Source organism: Ruegeria sp. CDSA033 (assembly GCF_059612305.1).
In genome coordinates this window covers 96,255-118,032 of sequence record NZ_JBXWQI010000003.1, presented here as the reverse complement: position 1 = coordinate 118,032, position 21,778 = coordinate 96,255, and the positions used below count along the sequence as shown (strand labels likewise).

At 57.9% G+C, this 21,778-nt stretch carries 21 protein-coding genes; 11 read left to right on the top strand and 10 right to left on the bottom strand.

The annotated features are described in order from the left end of the window. Positions 1-17: 17 nt before the first annotated feature. A complete protein-coding gene (locus AC2FLA_RS05680) occupies positions 18-1,469 on the top strand; it encodes an aldehyde dehydrogenase family protein (protein WP_496721161.1) in 1,452 nt (483 codons plus the stop codon). Between the two features lie 3 nt (positions 1,470-1,472). Here the strand turns inward: AC2FLA_RS05680 and pncB are convergent, their stop codons facing one another. Further along, positions 1,473-2,765, bottom strand: a complete 1,293-nt coding sequence (gene pncB, locus AC2FLA_RS05675; protein ID WP_108860016.1) for a nicotinate phosphoribosyltransferase — start codon at positions 2,763-2,765, stop codon at positions 1,473-1,475. Between the two features lie 165 nt (positions 2,766-2,930). On the opposite strand from pncB, the gene AC2FLA_RS05670 reads away from it, so the two are divergent. Then, positions 2,931-3,455 (top strand): hypothetical protein, encoded by a 525-nt coding sequence (locus AC2FLA_RS05670; protein WP_496721159.1) that lies wholly within the window; start codon positions 2,931-2,933, stop codon positions 3,453-3,455. Here AC2FLA_RS05670 and pncA read toward each other — a convergent pair. Then, the gene (gene pncA / locus AC2FLA_RS05665) at positions 3,452-4,045 is read right to left on the bottom strand and encodes a bifunctional nicotinamidase/pyrazinamidase (protein ID WP_496721157.1); all 594 of its coding nucleotides are present in this window, start codon (positions 4,043-4,045) and stop codon (positions 3,452-3,454) included. The genes AC2FLA_RS05670 and pncA overlap by 4 nt on opposite strands. A 97-nt stretch (positions 4,046-4,142) precedes the next feature. On the opposite strand from pncA, the gene trhO reads away from it, so the two are divergent. Further along, positions 4,143-5,048: an oxygen-dependent tRNA uridine(34) hydroxylase TrhO gene (gene trhO / locus AC2FLA_RS05660; RefSeq protein ID WP_496721155.1), complete on the top strand. Its 906-nt coding sequence runs from the start codon at positions 4,143-4,145 to the stop codon at positions 5,046-5,048. 76 nt (positions 5,049-5,124) lie between these two features. Next, a complete protein-coding gene (locus AC2FLA_RS05655) occupies positions 5,125-5,625 on the top strand; it encodes a potassium channel family protein (RefSeq protein WP_058275022.1) in 501 nt (166 codons plus the stop codon). Between the two features lie 7 nt (positions 5,626-5,632). On the opposite strand, the gene AC2FLA_RS05650 is transcribed toward AC2FLA_RS05655, so the two are convergent. Then, positions 5,633-5,962 (bottom strand): hypothetical protein, encoded by a 330-nt coding sequence (locus AC2FLA_RS05650; RefSeq protein ID WP_496721153.1) that lies wholly within the window; start codon positions 5,960-5,962, stop codon positions 5,633-5,635. A 164-nt stretch (positions 5,963-6,126) separates the two neighbouring features. On the opposite strand from AC2FLA_RS05650, the gene betB reads away from it, so the two are divergent. The 3 genes from betB (at position 6,127) to AC2FLA_RS05635 (ending at position 11,495) form a co-directional block, all read left to right on the top strand. Further along, complete coding sequence (gene betB / locus AC2FLA_RS05645; RefSeq protein ID WP_496721151.1) at positions 6,127-7,581, top strand: betaine-aldehyde dehydrogenase; 1,455 nt, start codon at positions 6,127-6,129, stop codon at positions 7,579-7,581. A 129-nt stretch (positions 7,582-7,710) separates the two neighbouring features. Beyond that, positions 7,711-10,155 carry a GcvT family protein gene (locus tag AC2FLA_RS05640; protein ID WP_496721149.1) on the top strand — a complete coding sequence of 815 codons (2,445 nt, stop codon included), beginning with the start codon at positions 7,711-7,713 and terminating at the stop codon, positions 10,153-10,155. After that, a complete protein-coding gene (locus AC2FLA_RS05635) occupies positions 10,152-11,495 on the top strand; it encodes an MmgE/PrpD family protein (protein ID WP_496721147.1) in 1,344 nt (447 codons plus the stop codon). Before AC2FLA_RS05640 ends, AC2FLA_RS05635 begins: the two co-directional genes overlap by 4 nt. A gap of 87 nt (positions 11,496-11,582) precedes the next feature. Here the strand turns inward: AC2FLA_RS05635 and AC2FLA_RS05630 are convergent, their stop codons facing one another. The 5 genes from AC2FLA_RS05630 to AC2FLA_RS05610 are packed head-to-tail and all read right to left on the bottom strand — an operon-like array spanning position 11,583 to position 16,174. Next, positions 11,583-13,721 carry a hypothetical protein gene (locus AC2FLA_RS05630; protein ID WP_496721145.1) on the bottom strand — a complete coding sequence of 713 codons (2,139 nt, stop codon included), beginning with the start codon at positions 13,719-13,721 and terminating at the stop codon, positions 11,583-11,585. Beyond that, complete coding sequence (gene motA / locus AC2FLA_RS05625; RefSeq protein ID WP_282119619.1) at positions 13,718-14,587, bottom strand: flagellar motor stator protein MotA; 870 nt, start codon at positions 14,585-14,587, stop codon at positions 13,718-13,720. Before motA ends, AC2FLA_RS05630 begins: the two co-directional genes overlap by 4 nt. Before the next feature lie 46 nt (positions 14,588-14,633). Continuing rightward, a complete protein-coding gene (locus tag AC2FLA_RS05620) occupies positions 14,634-15,209 on the bottom strand; it encodes a MotE family protein (protein WP_496721143.1) in 576 nt (191 codons plus the stop codon). Then, a complete protein-coding gene (locus AC2FLA_RS05615) occupies positions 15,206-15,667 on the bottom strand; it encodes a hypothetical protein (protein ID WP_496721141.1) in 462 nt (153 codons plus the stop codon). The genes AC2FLA_RS05620 and AC2FLA_RS05615 overlap by 4 nt, the downstream gene beginning before the upstream one ends. A gap of 9 nt (positions 15,668-15,676) precedes the next feature. Beyond that, positions 15,677-16,174 (bottom strand): flagellar basal body-associated FliL family protein, encoded by a 498-nt coding sequence (locus AC2FLA_RS05610; protein ID WP_496721139.1) that lies wholly within the window; start codon positions 16,172-16,174, stop codon positions 15,677-15,679. A gap of 119 nt (positions 16,175-16,293) precedes the next feature. Between AC2FLA_RS05610 and fliF the strand changes: the two genes are divergently transcribed. From fliF to fliP, 4 genes are read left to right on the top strand one after another with little or no spacing between them, the layout of a single operon-like run. Then, positions 16,294-17,883 carry a flagellar basal-body MS-ring/collar protein FliF gene (fliF, locus tag AC2FLA_RS05605; protein ID WP_496721137.1) on the top strand — a complete coding sequence of 530 codons (1,590 nt, stop codon included), beginning with the start codon at positions 16,294-16,296 and terminating at the stop codon, positions 17,881-17,883. After that, the gene (locus AC2FLA_RS05600) at positions 17,883-18,479 is read left to right on the top strand and encodes a FliH/SctL family protein (protein ID WP_282170163.1); all 597 of its coding nucleotides are present in this window, start codon (positions 17,883-17,885) and stop codon (positions 18,477-18,479) included. Before fliF ends, AC2FLA_RS05600 begins: the two co-directional genes overlap by 1 nt. Beyond that, positions 18,472-18,759, top strand: a complete 288-nt coding sequence (locus AC2FLA_RS05595) for a FliM/FliN family flagellar motor switch protein (RefSeq protein WP_282170164.1) — start codon at positions 18,472-18,474, stop codon at positions 18,757-18,759. The genes AC2FLA_RS05600 and AC2FLA_RS05595 overlap by 8 nt, the downstream gene beginning before the upstream one ends. After that, positions 18,759-19,490 (top strand): flagellar type III secretion system pore protein FliP, encoded by a 732-nt coding sequence (gene fliP / locus AC2FLA_RS05590; protein WP_496721135.1) that lies wholly within the window; start codon positions 18,759-18,761, stop codon positions 19,488-19,490. The genes AC2FLA_RS05595 and fliP overlap by 1 nt, the downstream gene beginning before the upstream one ends. Positions 19,491-19,494: 4 nt before the next feature. Here the strand turns inward: fliP and AC2FLA_RS05585 are convergent, their stop codons facing one another. After that, positions 19,495-20,937 carry a sensor histidine kinase gene (locus AC2FLA_RS05585; protein WP_496721133.1) on the bottom strand — a complete coding sequence of 481 codons (1,443 nt, stop codon included), beginning with the start codon at positions 20,935-20,937 and terminating at the stop codon, positions 19,495-19,497. Continuing rightward, positions 20,934-21,665: a response regulator transcription factor gene (locus AC2FLA_RS05580; protein WP_496721132.1), complete on the bottom strand. Its 732-nt coding sequence runs from the start codon at positions 21,663-21,665 to the stop codon at positions 20,934-20,936. Before AC2FLA_RS05580 ends, AC2FLA_RS05585 begins: the two co-directional genes overlap by 4 nt. Positions 21,666-21,778: the final 113 nt, after the last annotated feature.

Sequence of the window (21,778 nt, the reverse complement as noted above, 5' to 3'; positions counted from 1 at the left end):
GAATATAGGAGTATCTCATGCCCAGCCCCCTTTGGTTTGATCCAAGCCTGTGTCTGATCGGCGGCAATTGGGTGCCGCCAGCCTCAGAACAAACATTGCCTTTGATCAATCCTTCTGACGGTTCAGAGATCTGCCAGATCGCAAGGGGTGGCGCGCATGATGTTGATGCTGCGGTCAAGGCGGCTCAGACTGCGATTGACGGGGATTGGGGACGAAAGACTGCGCTGGAGCGGGGCCGTATCCTTACGCGTATGGGAAGGATGGTTTTGGAGCGTGTCGAGGACCTGGCCACGCTAGAGGCCATGGATGTCGGCAAGCCCCTGACGCAGGCACGCGCAGATGCGGTTGCGTTGGCACGGTATTGCGAATTCTATGGTGGGGCCGCGGACAAGGTCATGGGCGAGACCATCCCGTATCTGGATGGCTACACCGTCTATACTTTGCGGGAACCGCACGGCGTGACGGGGCATATCGTGCCGTGGAACTATCCGATGCAGATCATCGGGCGGTCGGTTGGGGCTGCACTGGCGATGGGCAATGCCTGCGTTCTGAAACCTGCGGAAGAAGCTTGCCTGACCGCGCTGGCCTTTGCGCATCTGGCGCAAGAGGCCGGTTTACCCGCCGGTGCCCTGAACGTCGTACCCGGGTTGGGGGCCGAAGCGGGGGCTGCCCTGTCGGGCCATTCAGGCGTGCACCATGTCTCGTTTACCGGGTCAGTCGCTACTGGGGCGCTAGTGCAGCAGGCAGCGGGGCAAAATGTGGTGCCCGTGACGCTGGAGCTTGGGGGGAAGTCACCTCAACTGGTGTTTGACGATAGCGATCTGGACGCGGCCCTGCCCTTTCTGGTGAATGCGGGCATTCAGAATGCCGGACAAACCTGCTCGGCCTCGTCACGCATTTTGGTGCAGCGCGGGGTTTATGATCAGGTCAAGCATCGTATGGCAGCGGCCTATGCAGATTTGACCGTTGGCCCTGCGCAAGACGATCTGCGCGTCGGCCCGCTGATATCGGCCCGTCAAAAGGACATCGTTTCGGGCTTTCTGGCCAAGGGCGCAGACCTGACCGTCGCAGGGCAAGGACAGATCGTAGACGGTGCACCGTCCGAGGGGGCCTATGTTGTGCCGACCCTTTTTGCGGACGTTCCGCCGGATCACTGTCTGGCCAAGGATGAGATCTTCGGTCCCGTGCAGGTGCTGATCCCATTCGATTCCGAAGAAGACGCGGTGAAGATTGCCAACGGCACCGATTACGGGTTGGTCGCCAGCATCTGGACCCGCGACGGCGCACGGCAGATGCGGCTGGCAAAGCAACTGCGCTCGGGCCAGGTGTTCATCAACAACTACGGCGCGGGTGGTGGCGTAGAGCTACCATTTGGTGGTGTCGGAAAATCCGGACACGGCCGCGAGAAAGGGTTCGAGGCCCTATATGGCTTTTCACAGTTGAAAACGGTCGCGGCGTACCATGGTTAGAGCCTAAACAATCACCTCGATCGCCTCTTGCGCGCCTACACCGAACACTCGTTTGTAGCGTTCGATCTGATCCTTCGGTCCCATCGCCTTTTCCGGGTTGTCCGACAGTTTCACGGTCGGCTGGCCATTGGCGGACACAGCCTTGCAGACCAGCGAGAACGGCGCCAACGCGTCGTTTGGCACGAGGCCGCGGAAGTCGTTGGTCAGCAATGTGCCCCACCCGAACGAGATTTTGGTCCTGTCGGAAAACTGAGTGTGCAGTTCCCGAATTTTGTCGACATCCAGACCATCCGAGAAAATCACACGCTTTTCCAGGGGGTCTTCTCCACGAGACTGCCACCACTTGATCGCGGTTTCCGCGCCTGTTGCGGGATCACCGCTGTCGATGCGAATGCCGGTCCATCCGGCTAGCCAATCGGGTGCGCGATCCAAAAATCCCTGCGTGCCATAGGTGTCGGGCAGAATGATACGCAGATTGCCGTCATGCTCGTCGTGCCAGTCGCTCAGCACGTCATAAGGCGCTTGCGCCAGTTCGGCATCGTCTTTGGCAAGGGCACTGTAGACCATCGGCAGTTCGTGCGCATTGGTGCCGATGGCCTCAACTTCGCGCCGCATGGCGATCAGACAGTTCGATGTGCCGGTAAAGGACGATCCCAGACCCTCGATCATGGCCTGCACACACCAGTCCTGCCAAAGAAAGCTGTGTCGACGCCGGGTTCCGAAGTCAGCGATCCCAAGCCCGTCAATATCCCGCAGTTGTTCGATCTTCTTCCAAACGCGGGTCATGGCCTGGGCATAAAGCACCTGCAGCTCGAACCGCCGCATGTTGTTCAGCACCGCGCGCGAGCGCAGCTCCATCAGAACCGCAAGCGCTGGGATTTCCCACAGCATAACCTCGTGCCACTTACCTTCAAAGGTCAGTTCGTACTGATCGCCCTTTCGTTCCAGGTGATAGGGCGGCAGGCGCATGTTTTCGAACCATTCCATGAAATCCGAACGGAACATCTGGCGTTTACCATAGAACGTATTGCCCCGCAGCCACGTGCTTTCGCCCCGGCTCAGGCCAAGCGATCGGATATGATCCAATTGCTCGCGCAGCTCGCCTTCATCGATAAGTTTGGCCAATGGAATGTGATTCGACCGGTTGATCAGGGAAAAAGCCACATCCGTTTGGGGCTTATTTCGAAACACTGACTGACACATCAGCAGTTTGTAGAAATCCGTGTCGATCAAAGACCGTACAATCGGGTCAATCTTCCATTTATGATTGTACACGCGTGTCGCAATATCGACCATGGGGAACTCCTGCGATTTCCGTTGTTAGATCAATCGGTGCGTGGAATGGCAAGAGTCGCTAGAATGATAACAATGACAAGGTCAGGTCACATTGCGAGCATATTGTGTGATCTTTTCACAGTTTAGTGAAAAGAGAGGGATGGTTGAACGAGGTTAATTTGGTGAATGGTTCTCGAGTACGATTTTGACATCGTTGTTAACGAAGAATTGGAAGATGACGCCGGTTCAGAGCGATTGGACAATTCTGTCGCGCGGGCCCGATTCCGTCATGTGAAAACGGCTGATGCGCTTCGGGCGACGTCACCGAAGATTCGCAAGATTTTCCAAAATGCTGGGTTCGATCTGGATTCAACCGACAGTGGCATGTCGCACGGGTTCTTCGCCGGCGGAGATGTGGCCGAACGCGAACGGATTTTGCGCGCGTTGTTCACTAATATTCGGGCAGCTGGGATCAGCGGCGAATATTGTGGCGAGTTCGACTTTCATCAGTTTCTGGAGGACGTAAAAACTGCGAAGCCGCACGTCGGTCAACGTCGACAAGTTGCCGATTGGACGCCGAATCCACGCTATAAATCACCCGCGACACCGGAGCGGCGCACTGTTCACGGACGGATTGGCGTTGCCCTGGGTCTGGCGGTGATCTTGTTTGCGCTACTCCAGTATCTGGCTGCGGCGGGGGCCACACCCTAGATCAGCGTCACACCAGCCGCTCGCATCGCCGTTTCTGCGGCCGCCAGCGACCCATCGAGGTCGATCGCCCGACATGCGTCCATGCGCACTGCGACATCAAAACTTAGCCGGGCTGCGTCGACGGCCGAAAAATGAACACAGAAATCTGTGGCCAGCCCAACCAGGGTCAGTTTGGTGATGCCACGTGATTTCAAGTAACCTTCCAAACCGGTCGGAGTCTTTTGGTCGTTCTCGAAAAATGCGGAATAGCTATCGATGCTGCTCCGAAAGCCTTTGCGAATGACAAGGTCAGCATGGGTATTCAGATCCGGATGGAATTCCGCACCGTCGGTGCCCTGCACACAGTGATCCGGCCACAAGACCTGCGGCCCATAATGCATTTCGGTCATGTCCAAGGGGGCTTTGCCGTCGTGCTCGCTGGCAAAGGACGAATGTCCCGCCGGGTGCCAATCCTGCGTCAGGATCACGGCGTCGAACTGTGCCATCATAGTGTTGATGGGGTCCACGATTTCGTGACCTCCGGGCACCGCCAGCGCACCACCGGGGCAGAAATCGTTCTGAACGTCGACTACAATCAGGGCATGGGCCATCGGGAATCTCCTCGCATTGTTCTATCGGTAGGGGGCAGGGAAGGGGGCGTCAATCCGGTCTCTTGCGACTTTTGTCCAGCAGGTTTAGACCGCGCGCATGTATACGATCGCTGCTCTCTATCACTTCACCCGTTTTTCGGATCACGTGTCCCTGCGCGACCCGCTGCTGGACCTATGCCGCGCGCAATCAGTCAAAGGCACCTTGTTGCTGGCGGCCGAGGGGATCAATGGAACCATCGCAGGCCCGCGCGGCGGGATCGATGCGGTGCTGGCCCACATCAAGGCTCTGCCCGGATGTGCGGATCTTGAGTGGAAAGAGGCCACATCCGATCACCCGCCCTTTGGCAAAATGAAGGTGCGCCTGAAGAAAGAGATCGTGACCATGGGTCAGCCGGACGTCGATCCGCGCGCCCGCGTCGGCAACTATGTCGAACCCGAAGACTGGAACGATCTGATCCGGTCTGACGATGTGGTCGTGATCGACACGCGCAACGACTACGAAGTGGCGATTGGTACGTTTGAGGGCGCAATAGACCCTGAAACAGCCAGTTTCCGTGATTTCCCGGTCTGGTGGGAAGAAAACAAAGACCGCTTTCACAACAAGCGGGTTGCCATGTTCTGCACCGGCGGCATCCGTTGCGAGAAATCCACCAATTACCTGCTGGGGCAAGGGGTTGAGGATGTGTATCACCTGAAAGGCGGCATTCTGCGGTATCTCGAAGAGATGCCCGCTGAGGACAGCAGCTGGCAGGGTGAGTGTTTTGTGTTCGACAATCGTGTCTCGGTCGGACATGGGCTGGTCGAAGGGCCGCACAACCTGTGCCACGGCTGCCGCCGCCCGATTCTGCCAGAGGATATGAAGCGCGCGGAATACGAGCATGGCGTGTCCTGCCATCGGTGCATCAACGAGACATCAGACGCGGACAAAATGCGGTTCCGCGAACGCCAGAAACAGATCCTGCTGTCACGTCAGCGCGGGCAGGAACACCTAGGCATTGAATGATGGGTGAATGATTAAGGTTGCGGGTACAGGCCGGAACCCTGATGATCGCGGAAAAACCTAGGCCATCGGAAGTTTTATGCACCGCGAACCTACAACACTGGAAGAGTGGAAATCGACGCTTATCGCAGCGGTCGGACTGGTTATTGCCAGTTTTTTCGCGTGGTATGGTCTGTCGCGCCTGAGTGAGGCGGCCGCAGGCGAAACCATCGGTACTATTGTGTCGGTCTGCCTGGTGGTTTGGGTCGCATCGCAATCTTGGTACTACATGACACAGGTGAAACTGCCGCATCGACGCTTGTTTTTGATGGGTGTGTCCTTCATTCAGGTCGTGCCGTTCTTGTTCGCGGCGGCGTATGGCGCTTTCGGCTACGCCGACAATTGCGTGGTCGGTGCAGATGCTCCAGCCGATTTCCTGTATTTTTCATACGTCACCTTCACCACTGTGGGATATGGCGACATGATCCCAACAGGTTTATGTCGCGGGCTGGCCGTCGCTGAGGCTGTTACCGGCTACATCCTCTTGGGTATGTTTGTTGCTGCTACGGTTGCGCTCTATACCCGCCACCATAAACATTAGACGGCCACTATTTGTTCTGATCAATCCAGCGGGACATCATCTGTTTGTCGCGGAAACACTCGGATGGGATAGGTCTGCGCCTGCTACGGGAAATGCGTTCGGCAAAGGCAACCTGCTTGCCGGATGGATAGTCCGCAAAGGGCGATGGATCGGCTGGCTTGTGCGCCGAAATCCAGGCAGACATCGACTTGCGATCCCGTTGTGCCTCGACTGGGATTTCCAAGGCCGACTGCTGGGCAATTGCACGAGCGTATCGCATTTGCTGGTCTGTGACGGGCAACAGGTGATAGTCGTTCGATGGGCCATCCATGGCCGGGTTGCGGGCGTGGTAAGACATCGGATTGTTCCTCTGACTATGTAGAACATAAATGGAACATTAAGCTTTTTATTCAAGAGGGAGCCGATTCACATCAGCGGGAGTCCGCCGTGAATTGCTTTTATTGACTGGTCAATCAATAAAATATAAACGCGAAAGAAAGGACTTCTGAGAAGGAAATCGGCATGAAGTTTCAGCCCAAAGCGAGCCATTTCATCAACGGCGTATATGTCGAAGATACCAACGGCGCCCCTATCGACGTGATCTACCCGGCCACCGGTCAAATCATCGCCCGGCTGCACTCTGCCACGCCGGATATCGTAGATCAGGCTCTAACAAGCGCCAAAAACGCTCAGGCAGAGTGGGCGGCAATGTCCGGGACCGAGCGTGGCCGCATCCTGAGACGGGCATCTGACATCATGCGCGACCGCAATCGCGCGCTTTCGATCCTCGAAACCCACGACACCGGTAAACCCTTGCAGGAAACCCTGGTGGCCGACGCCACATCGGGTGCGGATGCGCTGGAGTACTTTGGGGGACTGGCTGCGTCATTGACGGGTGAGCATATCCCGCTGGGCGGCGGAGACTTTGTCTACACCATCCGCGAGGCGCTGGGCGTTTGCGTCGGTATCGGCGCATGGAATTACCCGACCCAGATCGCATGCTGGAAAGGAGCCCCTGCACTGGCCTGCGGCAATACGATGGTCTTCAAACCGTCCGAGACCACGCCCCTGTCGGCGTTGCAAGTGGCGGAGATCCTGATCGAGGCGGGCGCGCCCAAGGGCGTCTATAACGTGATCCAGGGCTACGGCGATGTTGGCGCATCGCTTGTGACCGATCCGCGCGTGGCCAAGGTTTCGCTGACCGGGTCCGTTCCGACCGGTCGCAGGGTCTATGCCGCGGCCGCTGATGGTATGAAGCATGTCACCATGGAACTGGGCGGCAAGTCCCCGATGATCGTGTTCGACGACGCCGATATCGAAAACGCTGTTTCGGGTGCGATCCTGGGCAACTTCTATTCCTCGGGTCAGGTCTGTTCGAACGGCACCCGTGTCTTTGTGCAGAAAGACGTCAAAGAGGCATTCCTCAAGCGCCTCTCTGAACGTCTGGCCACTGCGAAAATCGGTAATCCGCTGGATGAGGACGTCAACTTTGGCCCTATGGTCAGCGAAAACCAACTGAACATCGCGCTGAGCTATGTCGAAAAGGGCAAGGCCGAAGGTGCCCGCCTAGTATTTGGCGGCGAGCGGATGGACGGTGACGGCTTCTACATGCAGCCCACTGTGTTTGCGGATGTGACGGACGATATGGCCATCGCGCGCGAAGAGATCTTTGGTCCGGTCATGTCTGTGCTGGATTTCGATACCGAAGAAGAGGTGATGGCCCGCGCCAACGACACCGAGTTTGGATTGGCAGCCGGTGTCTTCACCAACGACCTGACGCGCGCGCACCGCATTGTGGCCGGGTTCGAGGCGGGCACCTGCTATATCAATACCTATAATCTGGCTCCGGTCGAGGCCCCGTTTGGCGGGTCCAAAATGTCGGGCGTTGGGCGCGAAAACTCGAAACTGGCTATCAATCACTTCAGCGAGATGAAGACGGTCTATGTTTCGATGAACGACGTAGAAGCGCCTTACTAATCAAAACCGGCCATTCAAGCTCTGTTCCCGACATTTCGCGTCGGGAACAGAGCATAAGCCGCATACGACATGTGGCTGACTTCCTCTAAAGGGTGCCGTTTTCGGCATCGTCGGCGGGAGATCAAGTTCATGAAAACGCATGCGCAGGCCGTGGTCATCGGCGGAGGATTGGCAGGCTGTTCAATCCTGTACCATTTGGCCAAGCTTGGTTGGCGGGACGTTGTCCTGCTTGAACGGGATGAACTGACCAGCGGATCAACTTGGCACGCGGCGGCCAATATCCACGGGTTGCATGACAATAACAACATCACCCGCATCCAGCATTACACAATGAACCTGTATAAAGAGTTGGAGCTGGAAACCGGGCAAAGCTGCGGTGTCTTCCAGCCCGGTTCCCTGTATCTGGCTCAGACCGAAGATCGTGAGCACCAGTTGCGTCTGCAAGAGGCCAAGGCTCGGTTCTATGGCCTGAATTTCTACGAGGTCAGCCGCGAACAAGCGATGGAACTTCATCCGCTGGCGCGGTTCGACGATATTCGCTGCATTATGTTTGAACCCGAAGGCGGCAACGTGGATCCCTCAGGCGTGCCGCAGGCCTATGCCGCAGGCGCGCGCGCCATGGGTGCAACGATTGAGCGGTTTTGCCCCGTGTTAGGCACTGATCAGCAGCCAGATGGGTCGTGGATCGTGCGTACCGAAAAGGGCGACATCCATACGCAATGGGTTGTGAATGCCGCAGGCCTTTGGGGCCGCGAAGTAGCGGCATTGGCGGGTTTGACTCTGCCGTTGCAACCGACCGAACACCAGTATTTCGTGACCGATTCCATTGATGAGGTTGCCAACTTGGGTCGCCGTTTACCGTCGATCGCCGATCGGGACGGCGAGTACTACTTCCGACAGGAAGGCAACGGACTGCTGATCGGAGCTTATGAGAAAGACATGAAGTTCTGGGCCGAAGACGGTACGCCGCTGGATTTTGCTCATGACCTGTTCCCCGATGATCTGGACCGGATCATGGAAAACGTGATCCGCGCCACCGAACGTGTGCCAGTTGCCGCCACCGCCGGAGTCAAACGGGTGATCAACGGACCGATGATCTGGTCTCCGGACTCCAGCGCCTTGTGGGGTCCGGTGCCTGAGTTGAAGAACTATTTCCTTTGCGGCGGTCTGATCCCGGGCTTTTCTCAATCAGGCGGTCTGGGTCTGCTGGCGGCGCAATGGATGATCGAGGGCGAGCCGCAGTACGACATGTTTGCCTGGGATCTGGCTAGGTTTGGCGATTGGGCGAACAAGGCTTTTACCAGGGCGCGGGTCGAGGACCAGTATACCCACCGGTTCGCCATCCATTTCCCGAACGAGGAACGCAGCGCAGGCCGTCCGGCCCGCGTGCGCCCGGCCTATGAAATGCAAAAGGACATAGGCTGCGTCTTTGGTCTGAACTGCGGCTGGGAACACCCACTGTGGTTTGCGGATCGAACCGGCACCACCGAGACAAACGGGTTCACCCGCCAGAACTGGTGGGATCCGGTTGGGCGCGAAGTCAGAATGCTGCGCGAAAACGTTGGTGTGATCGACATCTCGAACTTTGCCAACTACGTCATTAAGGGCCCGGGTGCCTATGAGTGGCTGGACAAGCTGGTTGCCAACCGGGTGCCGACCGAGATTGGCCGGTCCTGTCTGACCCCGCTGATTTCGGTCCGTGGCGGCGTGGCCGGGGATTTCACCATCACCAAAGTGGCAGATGAAGAATACATGATGGTCGGCTCCGGCATGGCCGAGCGTTATCATCAGCGGTTCTTCAACATGGTCGACCTGCCCGAAGGTACAACATTCGAAGTGGCCACGGATCGCATTGCGGGTTTCAATGTAGCGGGTCCCAAGTCGCGTGACCTGTTGCAACGACTGACAAATGCCGACCTGTCGAACGAAGCGTTCCGTTTTATGCGCTCACAAACGATCGAGGTGGCAGGCGTCACCTGCCTTGCCATCCGCGTCAGCTTTACCGGCGATCTGGGGTGGGAGTTGCACTGCGCAGAAGAAGACCAGATCAGGCTCTATTCCGCGCTTCTTGAGGCTGCGAAGGAATGCGACGGTGGCCCGGTGGGCGGCCGCGCGCTGGGCTCACTGCGGATCGAGAAGGGCTATGGCTCCTGGGGCCGCGAGTATTCTCAGGAATACTGGCCACAGGAAGTCGGGCTGGCAGGTCTGATCAAGCTGGACAAGGACTTCCTGCACAAAGACGCCTATCTGCAGATCAAGGGCAACGCCGCGCGCGAGGTTCTGTCGATTTTTGAGGTCGAGGTGACGGATGCCGACGCGTCCGGTGGCGAACCTATCTTTACAACAGATGGCGCACCGGTCGGACGTGTGACGTCAGGGGCCTATGGCTATTCAGTCGGCAAGTCCCTGGCCATCGGCTATGCGAATCCGGCAGTCGTAAAGCCGGGGGATATGGTGGAAATCTTCATCCTCGGCAAACCGCATAAAGCCAGAGTTTTGGCCGAACCGCCCTTTGATCCATCGGGGCACCGGCTGCGCGATGTCCAACCCAAGGTGATGGAGACGGTCAAATGACCGGCACGCTTGAGCGGGTCACGGATTTTGCCCTGAACCTTTCAGCGCAGGAGATGCCTGACAGCGCGAAAGAAGCCGCCGCCCTGATGATGCTGGACACAATGGGCATCCTGATCGCCTCCGGCCCGATGGAGGCCGGCGTGATCGCCCGCGATACTGCCGCGCTGCTCTATGCAAGCAATGATGCGGCATTCAGCGTGCCGATGATGTTTGACGGCCGCCCCGTCAGCATGGCGGGCGCTGCCTACGCAGCAGCCACACAAACCGACAATTTGGACGGGCATGACGGCTACAACCCGACCAAAGGGCATATCGGTGTCGTCGTCCTGCCCGCGTTGATTTCACTTGGGGTGCATTGCCCTGATTTGTCCGGCCCCGAAGCGCTGGCTGCCGTCGTCACGGGATACGAAATCGCAGGACGTTCGGGTCTGTCGCTGCACGCATCGGTCAGCGATTATCACACGTCCGGCGCGTGGAACGCACTGGGTGTGGTGGCCATGGCCGCGCGCATGCGCAGGCATACGCCCGACCAGTTTCGACAAGCATTGGGGATAGCGGAGTACCACGGACCCCGAAGCCAGATGATGCGCGAGATTGCGAATCCGACGATGCTGCATGACGGATCGGGTTGGGGCGCGATGGTTGGCATATCATCTGCGATCCTGGCTGAACGTGGTTTCACGGGTGCCCCGGCTATCACGATCGAAAACGCTGATGTCGCGTCGTTCTGGGGTGATTTGGGTCAGTTCTGGCAGGTCGAACACCAATACGTAAAACCCTATCCCATATGTCGCTGGGCCCATGCGGCCATTGATGGCGTTCGGACAGTGATGATGGAGAATGACCTGGCCCACGACCAGATCCGATCCATCCATATCAACAGTTTTCAAGAAGCGGCCTGCCTGTATGGCGGGATGCCTAATACCACGTCTCAGGCCCAGTATTCTCTGCCTTTTGCTGTGGCGGTTCAGGCGATCCATGGTCGGATCGCGGTTGAACATATCTCGGGTTCGGGTCTGTCTGATCCGGCGGTGGCAGAGTTGGTATCGCGTATTCACGTTCAGGAAGATGCGCGCCACAGTGCACGCTTCCCGCAGGGGCGGTGGGCCGATGTCACCTTGAAATCGAACGATGGGCGTGTGTTCGAATCCGGCGACACTCACGCGCGCGGCGGGCCGGAGGCCCCGCTCAGCAGGGGAGATGTGATCGCCAAGTACACCGAGTTTGCCGCGCCAGTCGTCGGTTCAGATCGCGCGGACGCGATCCGCGCAGCCATATTGGGTTGGGTCGAGCCTACATCCAGATTGTCGGACCTGATGCCTTTGGTCTTTGATCCGTAAAAGCGGCCAGTACGGACTGCAGGCCGATGCTCAGTGGGCACTTAATGAAAGACAAACCGTGAATGCAGGTGGCGCTGACGTGATCCGCTATTGGTCCACCTTCGCAAGCAAATCCAGAATGTGCTGGCGTGCTTTTGCGCTGTCATCCAACAAGCCTTTCGCGTCAGCTAAGGGTTTGTCCTGCATTCGCGTTGGCGGCACGGACAGGAGCTGCGTTGTTTGCTGAACTGCGAGGAACTTTGTGTCGCGTTCGGGCTCGACTGTTTCCGGATGATCGGCCAACCAAAAGAACCGATCGGCTTTTTCATCCTCACCCACAGCACGCAAAAGCTGACCAGCTGCCACGTAATCATCCGTCATCTGCAATGCTTGCCCTCGCAAAAGCTGGGCCGCGTCTGATGGATCGTCGGCCAGTTCCAACATCGCTTGATGAGGTCGGCGTTGCAGTAAGGCAGCGCGCGCGCGTAACCGTGCCCTTTCTGCGCGCCGGGCCTTGTCCTGTGGCCGACTGGCCAACTCCAGCGCCGCATCCGCAAAACCAAGGGTGACCAAACGCTCGGCCATCGCCACGCTTGTGTCTGTGACGAGCGCCAGTTTCTGCTCGGGCGTCAGGGTCACCACACGCCTTAGAAATGTCGCGTCGTCGGCGCGTTCGGTCAGGATCTGGGCGACGCGGTTCAACGTTTCGGCGGCATTGTCCTGCGCATTTTGGGCGCCCAGCAGATTCATCGCCTTGTCGAACTCATGGCTTAAGCTTAACGCGACGATCTGTGTTTGCAGCATGCGCGGCCCGATTTCAGACCGGCGAAACTCCGTGACGTAAGAGGCCGCAAGATCAAGCTCTTGCGGAGATATTGCCCCACGTTCCGACCATCGCTTGTCGACCAGTTGCGCAAGCGCAAGCGGTGCCTCCAACTCTGCGCCCGACGCGGCAATGACCTCGTTCAACAATGCTTCTGACTTCGGACCGTCGCCTTCGGCAGCCGCGACTTTAGCCTTGGCTTGGGACGTATCGGCGCTGTCCTCAGTCGCAACGCGGTCGACCGCGCGCAACACGCGCCTTGCTGGTTCAAGTTTCCCGGCATCTGTCAGAATTTCCGCCAATGTCGGCCCAACGTGACGGCGCAGATGGTCGGGCAAGCGCGCAAATGACTGTTCGATCGATCGCAACTGGGCCTCTTCCTGCAGCTCTCCTTCGATCAAAAGAGCCCAAAGCGCGGCGTCGCTTTCACACCGCTGAAGACTGGCAAATGGGTTCGGATGGGACGGCTGCGCGCCATCAAGATACCGGGCTATGGCGGCAACCCGATCTGTGTCCGGCGCATGCCGCCCAAGCAATTCAAGCGTCCGAATAGCCTCTGCGCCGAACCCGGAGTAGGCGTATAGCTGCGCCAGCTTCAGCGTTTCTTCTTCGTTGAGATGATCAAATTCTTTGAACAAGGCGGCGCGCAACGAAGCCACCTGTTCCGGAAAGGGAGTTGCCCCAGACCAACGGTCAAACCCAAGTTCGGCGCTTGAGATGCAGGGTGGGCGTTGTTCAAGCTGCGGCAAGGATGGCCCTAAAAGTTCATTCAAGCCGTCCAGAACGGATGTCACATGAATATTGGCATTAAGGTCTGAGGGACTAAAGGGATCGTTCTTGGGGACCGACGGCCTTGGTCCGACCGGAGAAAGCCTCAAATCAACGACTTCCCGGTCAGAGCCGCGCAGCAGCAGGGTAGAAAGCTGCTCTTCAAAGCGCTGTGCGTTCAGGTTTAGCAGCGGCAATTCGAGACTCTGGAAATTATGCGTGACCAACGGGTCTTTCTCTTTGGGCGCTTTGGGCAAAACAGGCGACGGTATATCAGCGCTGATTGGGGGCAGCGCCGAGCCTGGTGCAATATCCACCACGATCATCGTGCCCTTGAACAGAAAGGCATTGGCAACACAGTCACAGCCAAATTGCATATCAAGTGCCGCGCCCGGTTCGGACTGAGAGATCGCGGCCAAGCGGTTTTGCGTCAGACGCCGGAACACAGCTGCTGTGTCGAAGTTTACCTTTTCCAATTCGACATTCAGACGCGCACCATTTTTCTTGTGCGACAGCACCCATTTAGTGCCCGGCGGAACCTGTGCGACCAGCCGCGTGTACCCTTCATGTTCGCCCGAGCGTACCTGTACATCTTGTGCTTGAACTTGCGCTGCCGCGGCGGTTAGCGCCAAAGCAAGAAAAACTGTTCGGATCATGCCGCCGCCTGTTTGAGTTCCTTCAACGCATCTTCCAGCTCCGAAAATGCTGGGCGATTATGCGTCGGCGTGTTCTGGCGGCCAACTTCAATGCACATGGCTGCATTGTGGTTGTGCAGATTGGCGACCAGAACCTCTTTGATCAACTGGTAGAAATGGTTGTCCTCTTCGACAACTGCTTTCAGCTTGCCAGCGAATGGGCCAACCAGGCCATAGGCGAGAAACACGCCCAGGAACGTCCCGACCAAAGCACCGCCGATCAGTTTGCCCAGTACTTCGGGCGGCTGGTCGATGGACCCCATCGTTTTGATTACGCCCAAAACGGCGGCCACGATCCCAAGTGCGGGCAAACCATCGGCGACGGTTTGTAACGCGTGGCTGGAATGCATGGCGTGGTGAAAATTGGTCTCCATCCGTTTTTCCAGCACTTCTTCAACTTGATGTGGATCGTCGTAATTCATCGACGCGGATCGCATCGTGTCGCAGATCAGATCGACAGCTTCCTTGTCCTTCTGAATCTTCGGATAGGCTGAGAATAGGGTCGAATTCTCGGGGTCTTCGATATGCTGTTCCACCTCGACCGGGTTGGCCTTGGCAATGCGGATCAGAGAAAACAAAAGGCACAGCAGATCGCGGTAATCTTCGGGCTTCCATTTGGGACCTTTGAACACTTTACCCATGTCCTTGATCGTATGTTTGACAGCGCTCAAGTCGTTGCTGATCATGAATGCGCCAACGGCGGCGCCGCCGATCATCATCATCTCGAACGGGAGCGATTTCAAAATGATCGTCATCTTGCCACCGGCGGCAAGATAGCCACCAAACACCATGGCGAAAATGACGACGATTCCGATGATTCCGATCATGGGTGGTCTCCTGCAAAGTCAGATGCGGGGGTAAAAAACATGTGCGCTACTCCTGCGGAGCCGCAGCATTGCGACCGGCCATGATCACGCTGATCGTATAGGCGGCTTCGGGGTTGAGACCGGCCAGAACACCTGCGGCGGAATCAGGCGGCATCCGCGACAGAAAGCCAGCCGCAAAGCCGGGGTCCATGGTTTCGAACAGGGCGGCTGCGTCCTTGGGTTTCATGCTCTGATACACATCCGTCAGGCGCGTCAGATCGGTCTCGGCGGCTTTTTCGGCGAAGGCCAGTGTCTGTCGCAGCGATTCTTCTGCCTCCTGCAAGGCAGCCAGGCGCGTTTCAATCGCCTGATCCGCGATATCCAGCGCCTTTTCTTTGTCTTGTAACGCGGTCTCTCGTTTCTTGAGCGCGTCTTCGCGGCGTAGCAATTCAGTCAACAATTCTTGCGCACCGGGCTGTTCGGCTTGGCTGCTCCTCGCCAGCGATGGGGCGGGATCGGATCCTTTAGCCAGCGCGGGCCCGGCCTCGAATCCTATTCTGATCGCGGCGGAACCGATCATAAGCATCGCGATCACCGCAAGAACGCCGCCTTTGGGACGGTTTTCTGCCCGCTTCCGCCTCATGTCGTGGCCTCGCTGCGGCTGTGACGCAGGAACATCAACCCACCCGGACGTTTGACCTGAGTCTCGGCTGGCGCGTCTTCTTCAATGACGGGCACTGAGTTGGCTTGGGACTGTTCTTCAGAAACAACCGGCTCAGGCTCTGGTGTAGGGATCTCGGTCGCCTCTTCATCGTCCGGCACGACGTCATGCATCGAGGCCATCATCAACTCAAGCCGCTGCGCCACTGTTACGGCGCGTTCGGTCAATTCCTTAAGAACGACGCCAGACTGTTCCGAGGCGTCCCGCGCGGCCTCCAGTGACTTTTTCAACTCTTCCGCTTGCGAAGACAGCACGGCCACCGCACCACCGACGCCTTTTTCAAGGTCGGTAAAGCGTTTCAACCGCCTGGATAGGACGAAACAATAAAGACCCGCACCCAAGGCACCTGCTACCAGCATAATATCTGCAATCAGCTCCAACTTCGCCTCCTAGTTCAGTACGAATTCCATGACGAGAACATCGCGCACACGGCCTTCACCGACGACGATTTCGATACGCCGCAACAGGTGTCCTCGGATGCGCATGAGCGCGAGCGAATCCTCGAGATCAGAAACCTCGATCGCGCGCAGATATCCGTTCAGCACGTCCATAATTCGCGGTTTCATCTTTTCCACATCCGCCATGTACGGCGCGTTCACCTCGAGCTGGGCATGAAACTTCAGATGTCGCGAATCGCTGGTGTTTACCGACACGACGACTGGGGCAAGGTCAACGAATCCGCCCTTTGGCAGAGCCGTGGCAGGCTTGCTTTTCTCTGTTTCCTCGGCGTTTTGCACGACGGGTTTTCCGCCCACCGGCAACAGGCCGGTGGTGGTCAGGAAATACCCGCCCGCAGCACCGGCTATCGCCAGAATCGCGCCTATTATCATTCCCTTTTTCCCAGATTTTTCCGGGACTTCTGCCTGTTCTGCAGTCGCGTCGGTCATGACGTCCTCATTCCTACAATCTGCAATCGTCATAACCCGACAGGGACTAACCGATTGTTAAGGGCAATCGTCCAAACAAGGGATGCGTCGCACAGAATGTCGGCGAGTCGGAGGTGATCGTGCAGCAGATCGGAACTGTCTGGGCAAGTTTGGACAGGCGTAAACAAATCATTGTCGCGGGTGCAGTCGTGCTGGTGTTTCTGGGGATCCTTGCGATGTCGCGTCTGGTGACAACGCCGTCGATGACCCTGCTTTACGCCGGATTAGAAAGCGGTGCTGCAGGGGATATCGTCCGTTCATTGGATCAGCGCGGTGTGCAGTATGAGATTCGCGGCGGCTCCATCTATGTGCCGGGATCACAACGGGATGAGCTGCGCTTGACGCTGGCCAGCGAAGGTCTGCCGGCAACCGGAAACCGGGGCTACGAGCTGCTGGATTCGCTCAGCGGGTTTGGCACAACGTCGCAGATGTTCGACGCCGCCTATTGGCGCGCCAAAGAAGGAGAGCTGGCCAGAACCATCGTCGGCAGCCCCCATATCAGCCAGGCGCGAGTGCATATTGCCAATGGATCAGCCAATCCGTTCCAGCGCAGTGTTGCACCAACCGCATCGGTCTATCTGGTCGCGTCGGGCACGGACATCACGTCGGATCAGGCAAAGGCGATCCGGTTCCTGGTGTCGTCCGCAGTCAGCGGACTGGCGCCCGAGAACGTCACCGTCATCGATTCGAATGGCGCAGTGATCGGGGCACAGGACAACCCGGTGTCCGCAGATACCGCTGACGATAAATCGCGCCAGCTGCGCGAACGGGTTCTGCGTCTGGTAGAAGCCCGTGTCGGAGCTGGAAATGCTGTGGTCGAGGTGAGTGTCGATACAGTTACCAAGACAGAATCAATCCGCGAACGGCGTTTCGATCCCAATGGCCGCGTGGCCATCAGCACCGATGTCGAAGAGCGTTCGGACAGTGCCCGCAACCAATCCGGGGATGTGACGGTTGCGTCGAACCTGCCCGATGGCGATGGCGCAGGCGGGGACGAATCCAATTCGAACGCAACCCAGACCCGAGAGCGGGTCAACTACGAGGTTTCCGAGACCGAGCTTGAGGTTCACAACGGCCCCGGCGCGATCAAGCGACTGACGGTTGCTGTTTTGGTAAACGGAACGCGATCCGTGGACGCAAACGGCAGTGAAACATTCACGTCGATGCCGCAGGCCGAGATGGATGCACTGCAGGAGCTTGTGGCCTCGGCAGTGGGCTACGATGCCGAGCGGGGCGACGTTATAACACTGAAATCGCTGGATCTGCCGGCGGTCGAGCCGCAGGGCAGTCTGGCAACCGCCTCGCTGTGGCAGAAGGTGCATTTCGACGCGATGTCGCTGATTCAGATGGCCGTGTTGGCACTGGTTTCCCTGGTACTTGGGGTGTTTGTCATCCGCCCTATTCTGACCCAACCCGCAACCGCTCCGGCACTGCTGCCCGCAGGTACAGCCCAGGAACCTGACGCATACCTGACCGGCGAAATTGCGACGGAAGAAGGCGGGCAATTCACCACCTTGCCGGGGCAGGGGCCCACTGGGAACGTTCCGGCGCTTGCGACCGATGCCGGGGCGGACCCGGTGGATCGGCTCAGGGCGATGATCGGCGACAAGCAGGAAGAAACGGTCGAAATCCTGCGCAGCTGGCTGGAAGAAGGTGAGGAGCGTGTGTGATGTCGATTGCCCATCTTCTTGAGGATTTCACTTTACAGGCCGGCGGCGGACAGCTGCACGTACTGGATGAGGACGCGTTAGAGGAACAAAGGCTGGCCTCGTTCGAGCAAGGCTATAGCGCCGGCTGGGAAGACGCGGTCCAGGCGCAAGAGCAGAGCCGGGGGCAGGTTTCGGCCGAATTGGCCAAATCGCTCGAAGATATGTCTTTTACCTACCATGAAGCGGTTAACCGGATGGCCCTGTCGCTGGAACCGATGTTTCAGAGCCTGACACAGCTGGTTTTGCCTGAAATGCTGGACCGAGGGTTTGCCGTTCGACTTGTCGAGCAGCTCACCGATATGGCGCGCGGGCAGATCGGACAGCCCATGCAAATCTTCGTACCCTCAGGTCGTGTGAACGAGGTGGAGGACCTGATCCCCGCCGAGCTTTCATCGCCTGTGCAGGTGATCGAAGACCCGACGCTTGAGGTAGGGCAGTCGCGGCTCAAGGTCGGGGTTTCCCAGCGCGAGGTGGATTGCAGCGGCTTGCTCGCTGCGGTTGATCAAGCCTTTCAGGCATATGTTTTTCAGGTAAAAGAGGCAGTGACCAATGAGTGATCCGCAAACCCCGAAATCCGAGAAGCCCAACCCGTTCGAGGCCGTTCCGATTGAAGTCACCGTATCGGTTGGCCGGGCGCGCCCTTTGATCCGTGATCTGCTGAACATGGGGGAAAACGCCGTGCTGATGCTGGACAAACGCATCGAGGATCCGGTTGATCTGTATGTCGGTGATCAGCTTGTCGCACGCGGTCTGCTAGAGGAGATAGAGGGCGAGCAGGCCGGTCAGCTGGCTGTGCGTCTGACCGAAATCGCGGACCTGCAAAACGGGATCGGCTGATGCGCCGATTTCTTATTCTGGTGGTCGCGTTTGCGGTGCTGACCCCGTCTTTGGCCATGGCGCAGGAGCTGTCTGTTTCGCTGGGCGAGGGCGGTTCGATATCTGCGCGAACGATTCAGTTGATCCTGTTGATCACCGTGCTCAGCCTGGCTCCGGGATTGGCGATCATGATCACCTGTTTTCCGTTTCTGATCACCGTTTTGGCGATCCTGCGCCAGGGTATCGGGTTGCAGCAATCTCCTCCCAATATGCTAATTGTCAGCCTGGCGTTGTTTCTGACTTATTTCATCATGGAGCCGGTCTTTTCCGAAGCCTGGACAACAGGAATTCGGCCGTTGGTCGATGAAACGATGGAGGTCGAGCCTGCATTAGAGCGTGCATTACAGCCGTTTCGCGGTTTCATGGCTGCGCGATTGGACCCCGATACGTTTCACGCCATGGCCGCCCTGCGCCCCGGTGGTGATGCCACAACGCTGTCGCCCGACGCGCCGCTGTCCATCCTGATGCCGTCTTTCATGCTGTCTGAAATTGCGCGCGCTTTTCAGATCGGATTTCTGGTCTTTCTGCCATTTCTGATCATCGACCTTGTGGTTGCGGCGGTGCTGATGTCGATGGGGATGATGATGGTGCCGCCAGCCACAGTGTCCTTGCCGTTTAAACTGGCGTTTTTTGTCATCGCCGACGGGTGGTCCTTGATCGCCAGCTCGCTTGTGCGCAGTTATGCGACCTAGGATTTTATTGCCGGGCGATTTGCAAACAGGCGCGCAGGCCGCAGTCGCCCGCCTCAAAGCGCATTTCTCCGCCATGTTGTTCTGCTACGGTAGCGGCGATTGTCAGGCCCAAACCGTAGCCGTCAGAAGATCCGGTGTTGGACCCACGACGAAATGGGGCCATCAGGTTTTCGATGTCCTCCACCGACAGATCGGTGCCCTTATCTTCGACCGTGATCGTCGCGGTGGTCGCATCGGTCGCCAACTGCACTTCGGCGTGTCGACCATATTTCAACGCGTTGTCGATCAAATTGGTCAGCGCACGCCTAAGCGATATGGGCCGCGCCATGACCAGAACGCGGCGTGTTTCGGTCAGCTGTCCGTGTCCGCGCCGGGACATGAAAACCGATGTAACCCCATCGACCGCGACGGGGTCGGTCTTTTTTAGTGTCACGGGCAGGTCCATATCCTGATAATCGGCGACCAGAGCCTCGACCAAAGAGGTCAGAGAAATCTGGCGCGGTTCCTCAACATCCAGTTCGGATCGCGTATAGGTCAGGACGCTTTCGATCATGCCCGTCATCTGATCTACATCCGCCTCGAGCTTTTCGCGCAGTTCATCGTCGGGGATCAGGGCGGCACGCAAGCGCACGCGGGTCGCAGGGGTGCCCAGATCGTGGCTGACACCGGACAAGACCGTCGCCCGCTTTTCAAGCTGCGCGCGCTCGGCCTCAAGATGGGCGTTCACCGCCGAGACGATATCGCGCAGTTCATCCGGGCCATCCGCCTCATAGCTTTCCGGCCCACCAAGGCGCTGCCGTTCGCGCAACGCGCGGGCAAACCGGGTGAAGGTATCTGAGACGTTACTGACTGCGGATAAGATGACCGCCATTGCGACGATCCCCATAAGAATTGCGGGCAGACGTAAATCCATTGGGGCCGCCTGACAGCCCCAGATCTGGGTCCCGTCGACCTGATGCCAGGCCTCACGCCCAAATTTCGCAATCAGGATTGGTTCGCTGCAATATGTCGCCAGCAACCGGGTCAGGTTTCCCATCTTTTCAGGCCCGGTCTGATCACTGCCTGACACAATGTCCGAAACCGGATAAACCAACCGGTCGGACAGAATTGCCACGCTTAATTCACGTCCGCTGAGCGGCGAGGAACTGTCTGTCAGGATCGAAAGGTTGGTGACAAAACGGCGATTTGAAAACCCGGGCAACCGCTGAAATTCACCATTTTCGGCAAGGGCCGTATCCTGGGGCGGCAAGGGCGTTATCGACAACCCCTCGGAGGGGGCCATGCCTGTTCGCAACTCTTCGTAGACGGTGAACCCCGCCACAAAAGATTGCAGCAGGTAGTCGTTCCAGGCGCGCGCCGAAGCGAACCATAACCCTGCAGACAGCAAACCGGCGGCAAAGGCTGAAAGGGTCCAAAGCCACCCCAGATTGCGCAGGCGCAGTGTCATTCTTCGACCGAAATGTCGGCGGCAAAGATATACCCGACCCCGCGTTCCGTGCGCAGCATTTGCGGGTCTTTCGGGTTGGTCTCGATCTTGGATCGCAGGCGACCAACCAGCATGTCGATGGCGCGGCCCTGCGCTTCGGACTTGTCACTTTCCCCCGTGACATCCAGTGCCGTGACGATTTCATCGCGCGTCAGCGGAATATGTGGATTGGCCAGCAAGACCTTGAGCAGGGCGGTTTCCCGCTGTGACAACGCGACCAAATAGCCTTCTGGCGAATGCAAATCATCACGCTTTCCGTCAAAGACCCAGCCGTCAAAACGGAAGGTGCGGGTTCTTCGGCGATACGCCAGCGAAGACGACCGCCGAGCGCGCTGCATCACTGCCCTGACACGGGCCAGCATCAATTGGGGGTTGAAGGGTTTGGCAATGTAGTCGTCTGCCCCAACTTCGTACCCTGCCATGCGCTGATGGTCGGCGGACAGGGCAGAGACCAGAATGATCGGGACGTCCTGTTCGCGCCGCAATCGGGCGCAGATATCAATCCCGTTCTCGTCCCCCAGCATGACGTCCAACAAAATCAGATCGATCCGGCCATTGGACAGGTGCGCCCGGATTTCCCGCTCGGAACTGGCGGGTAGGGCGATGAAGCTGTTTTGCTGCAATAGCTGCGTCATCATCGACCGCATCTCAGGGTCGTCATCCACCACCAGAAGCCGCGGAATGCTCACTCTGTCTTTCCTCCCGATCTTTTCCCTCTGTCGTTGTCCATTGTAACGAATGGAAACAGATTCAATGCCAACGTAACACGCTGTAACAGAAGTGGTGAAAATTTGGGCTGTTT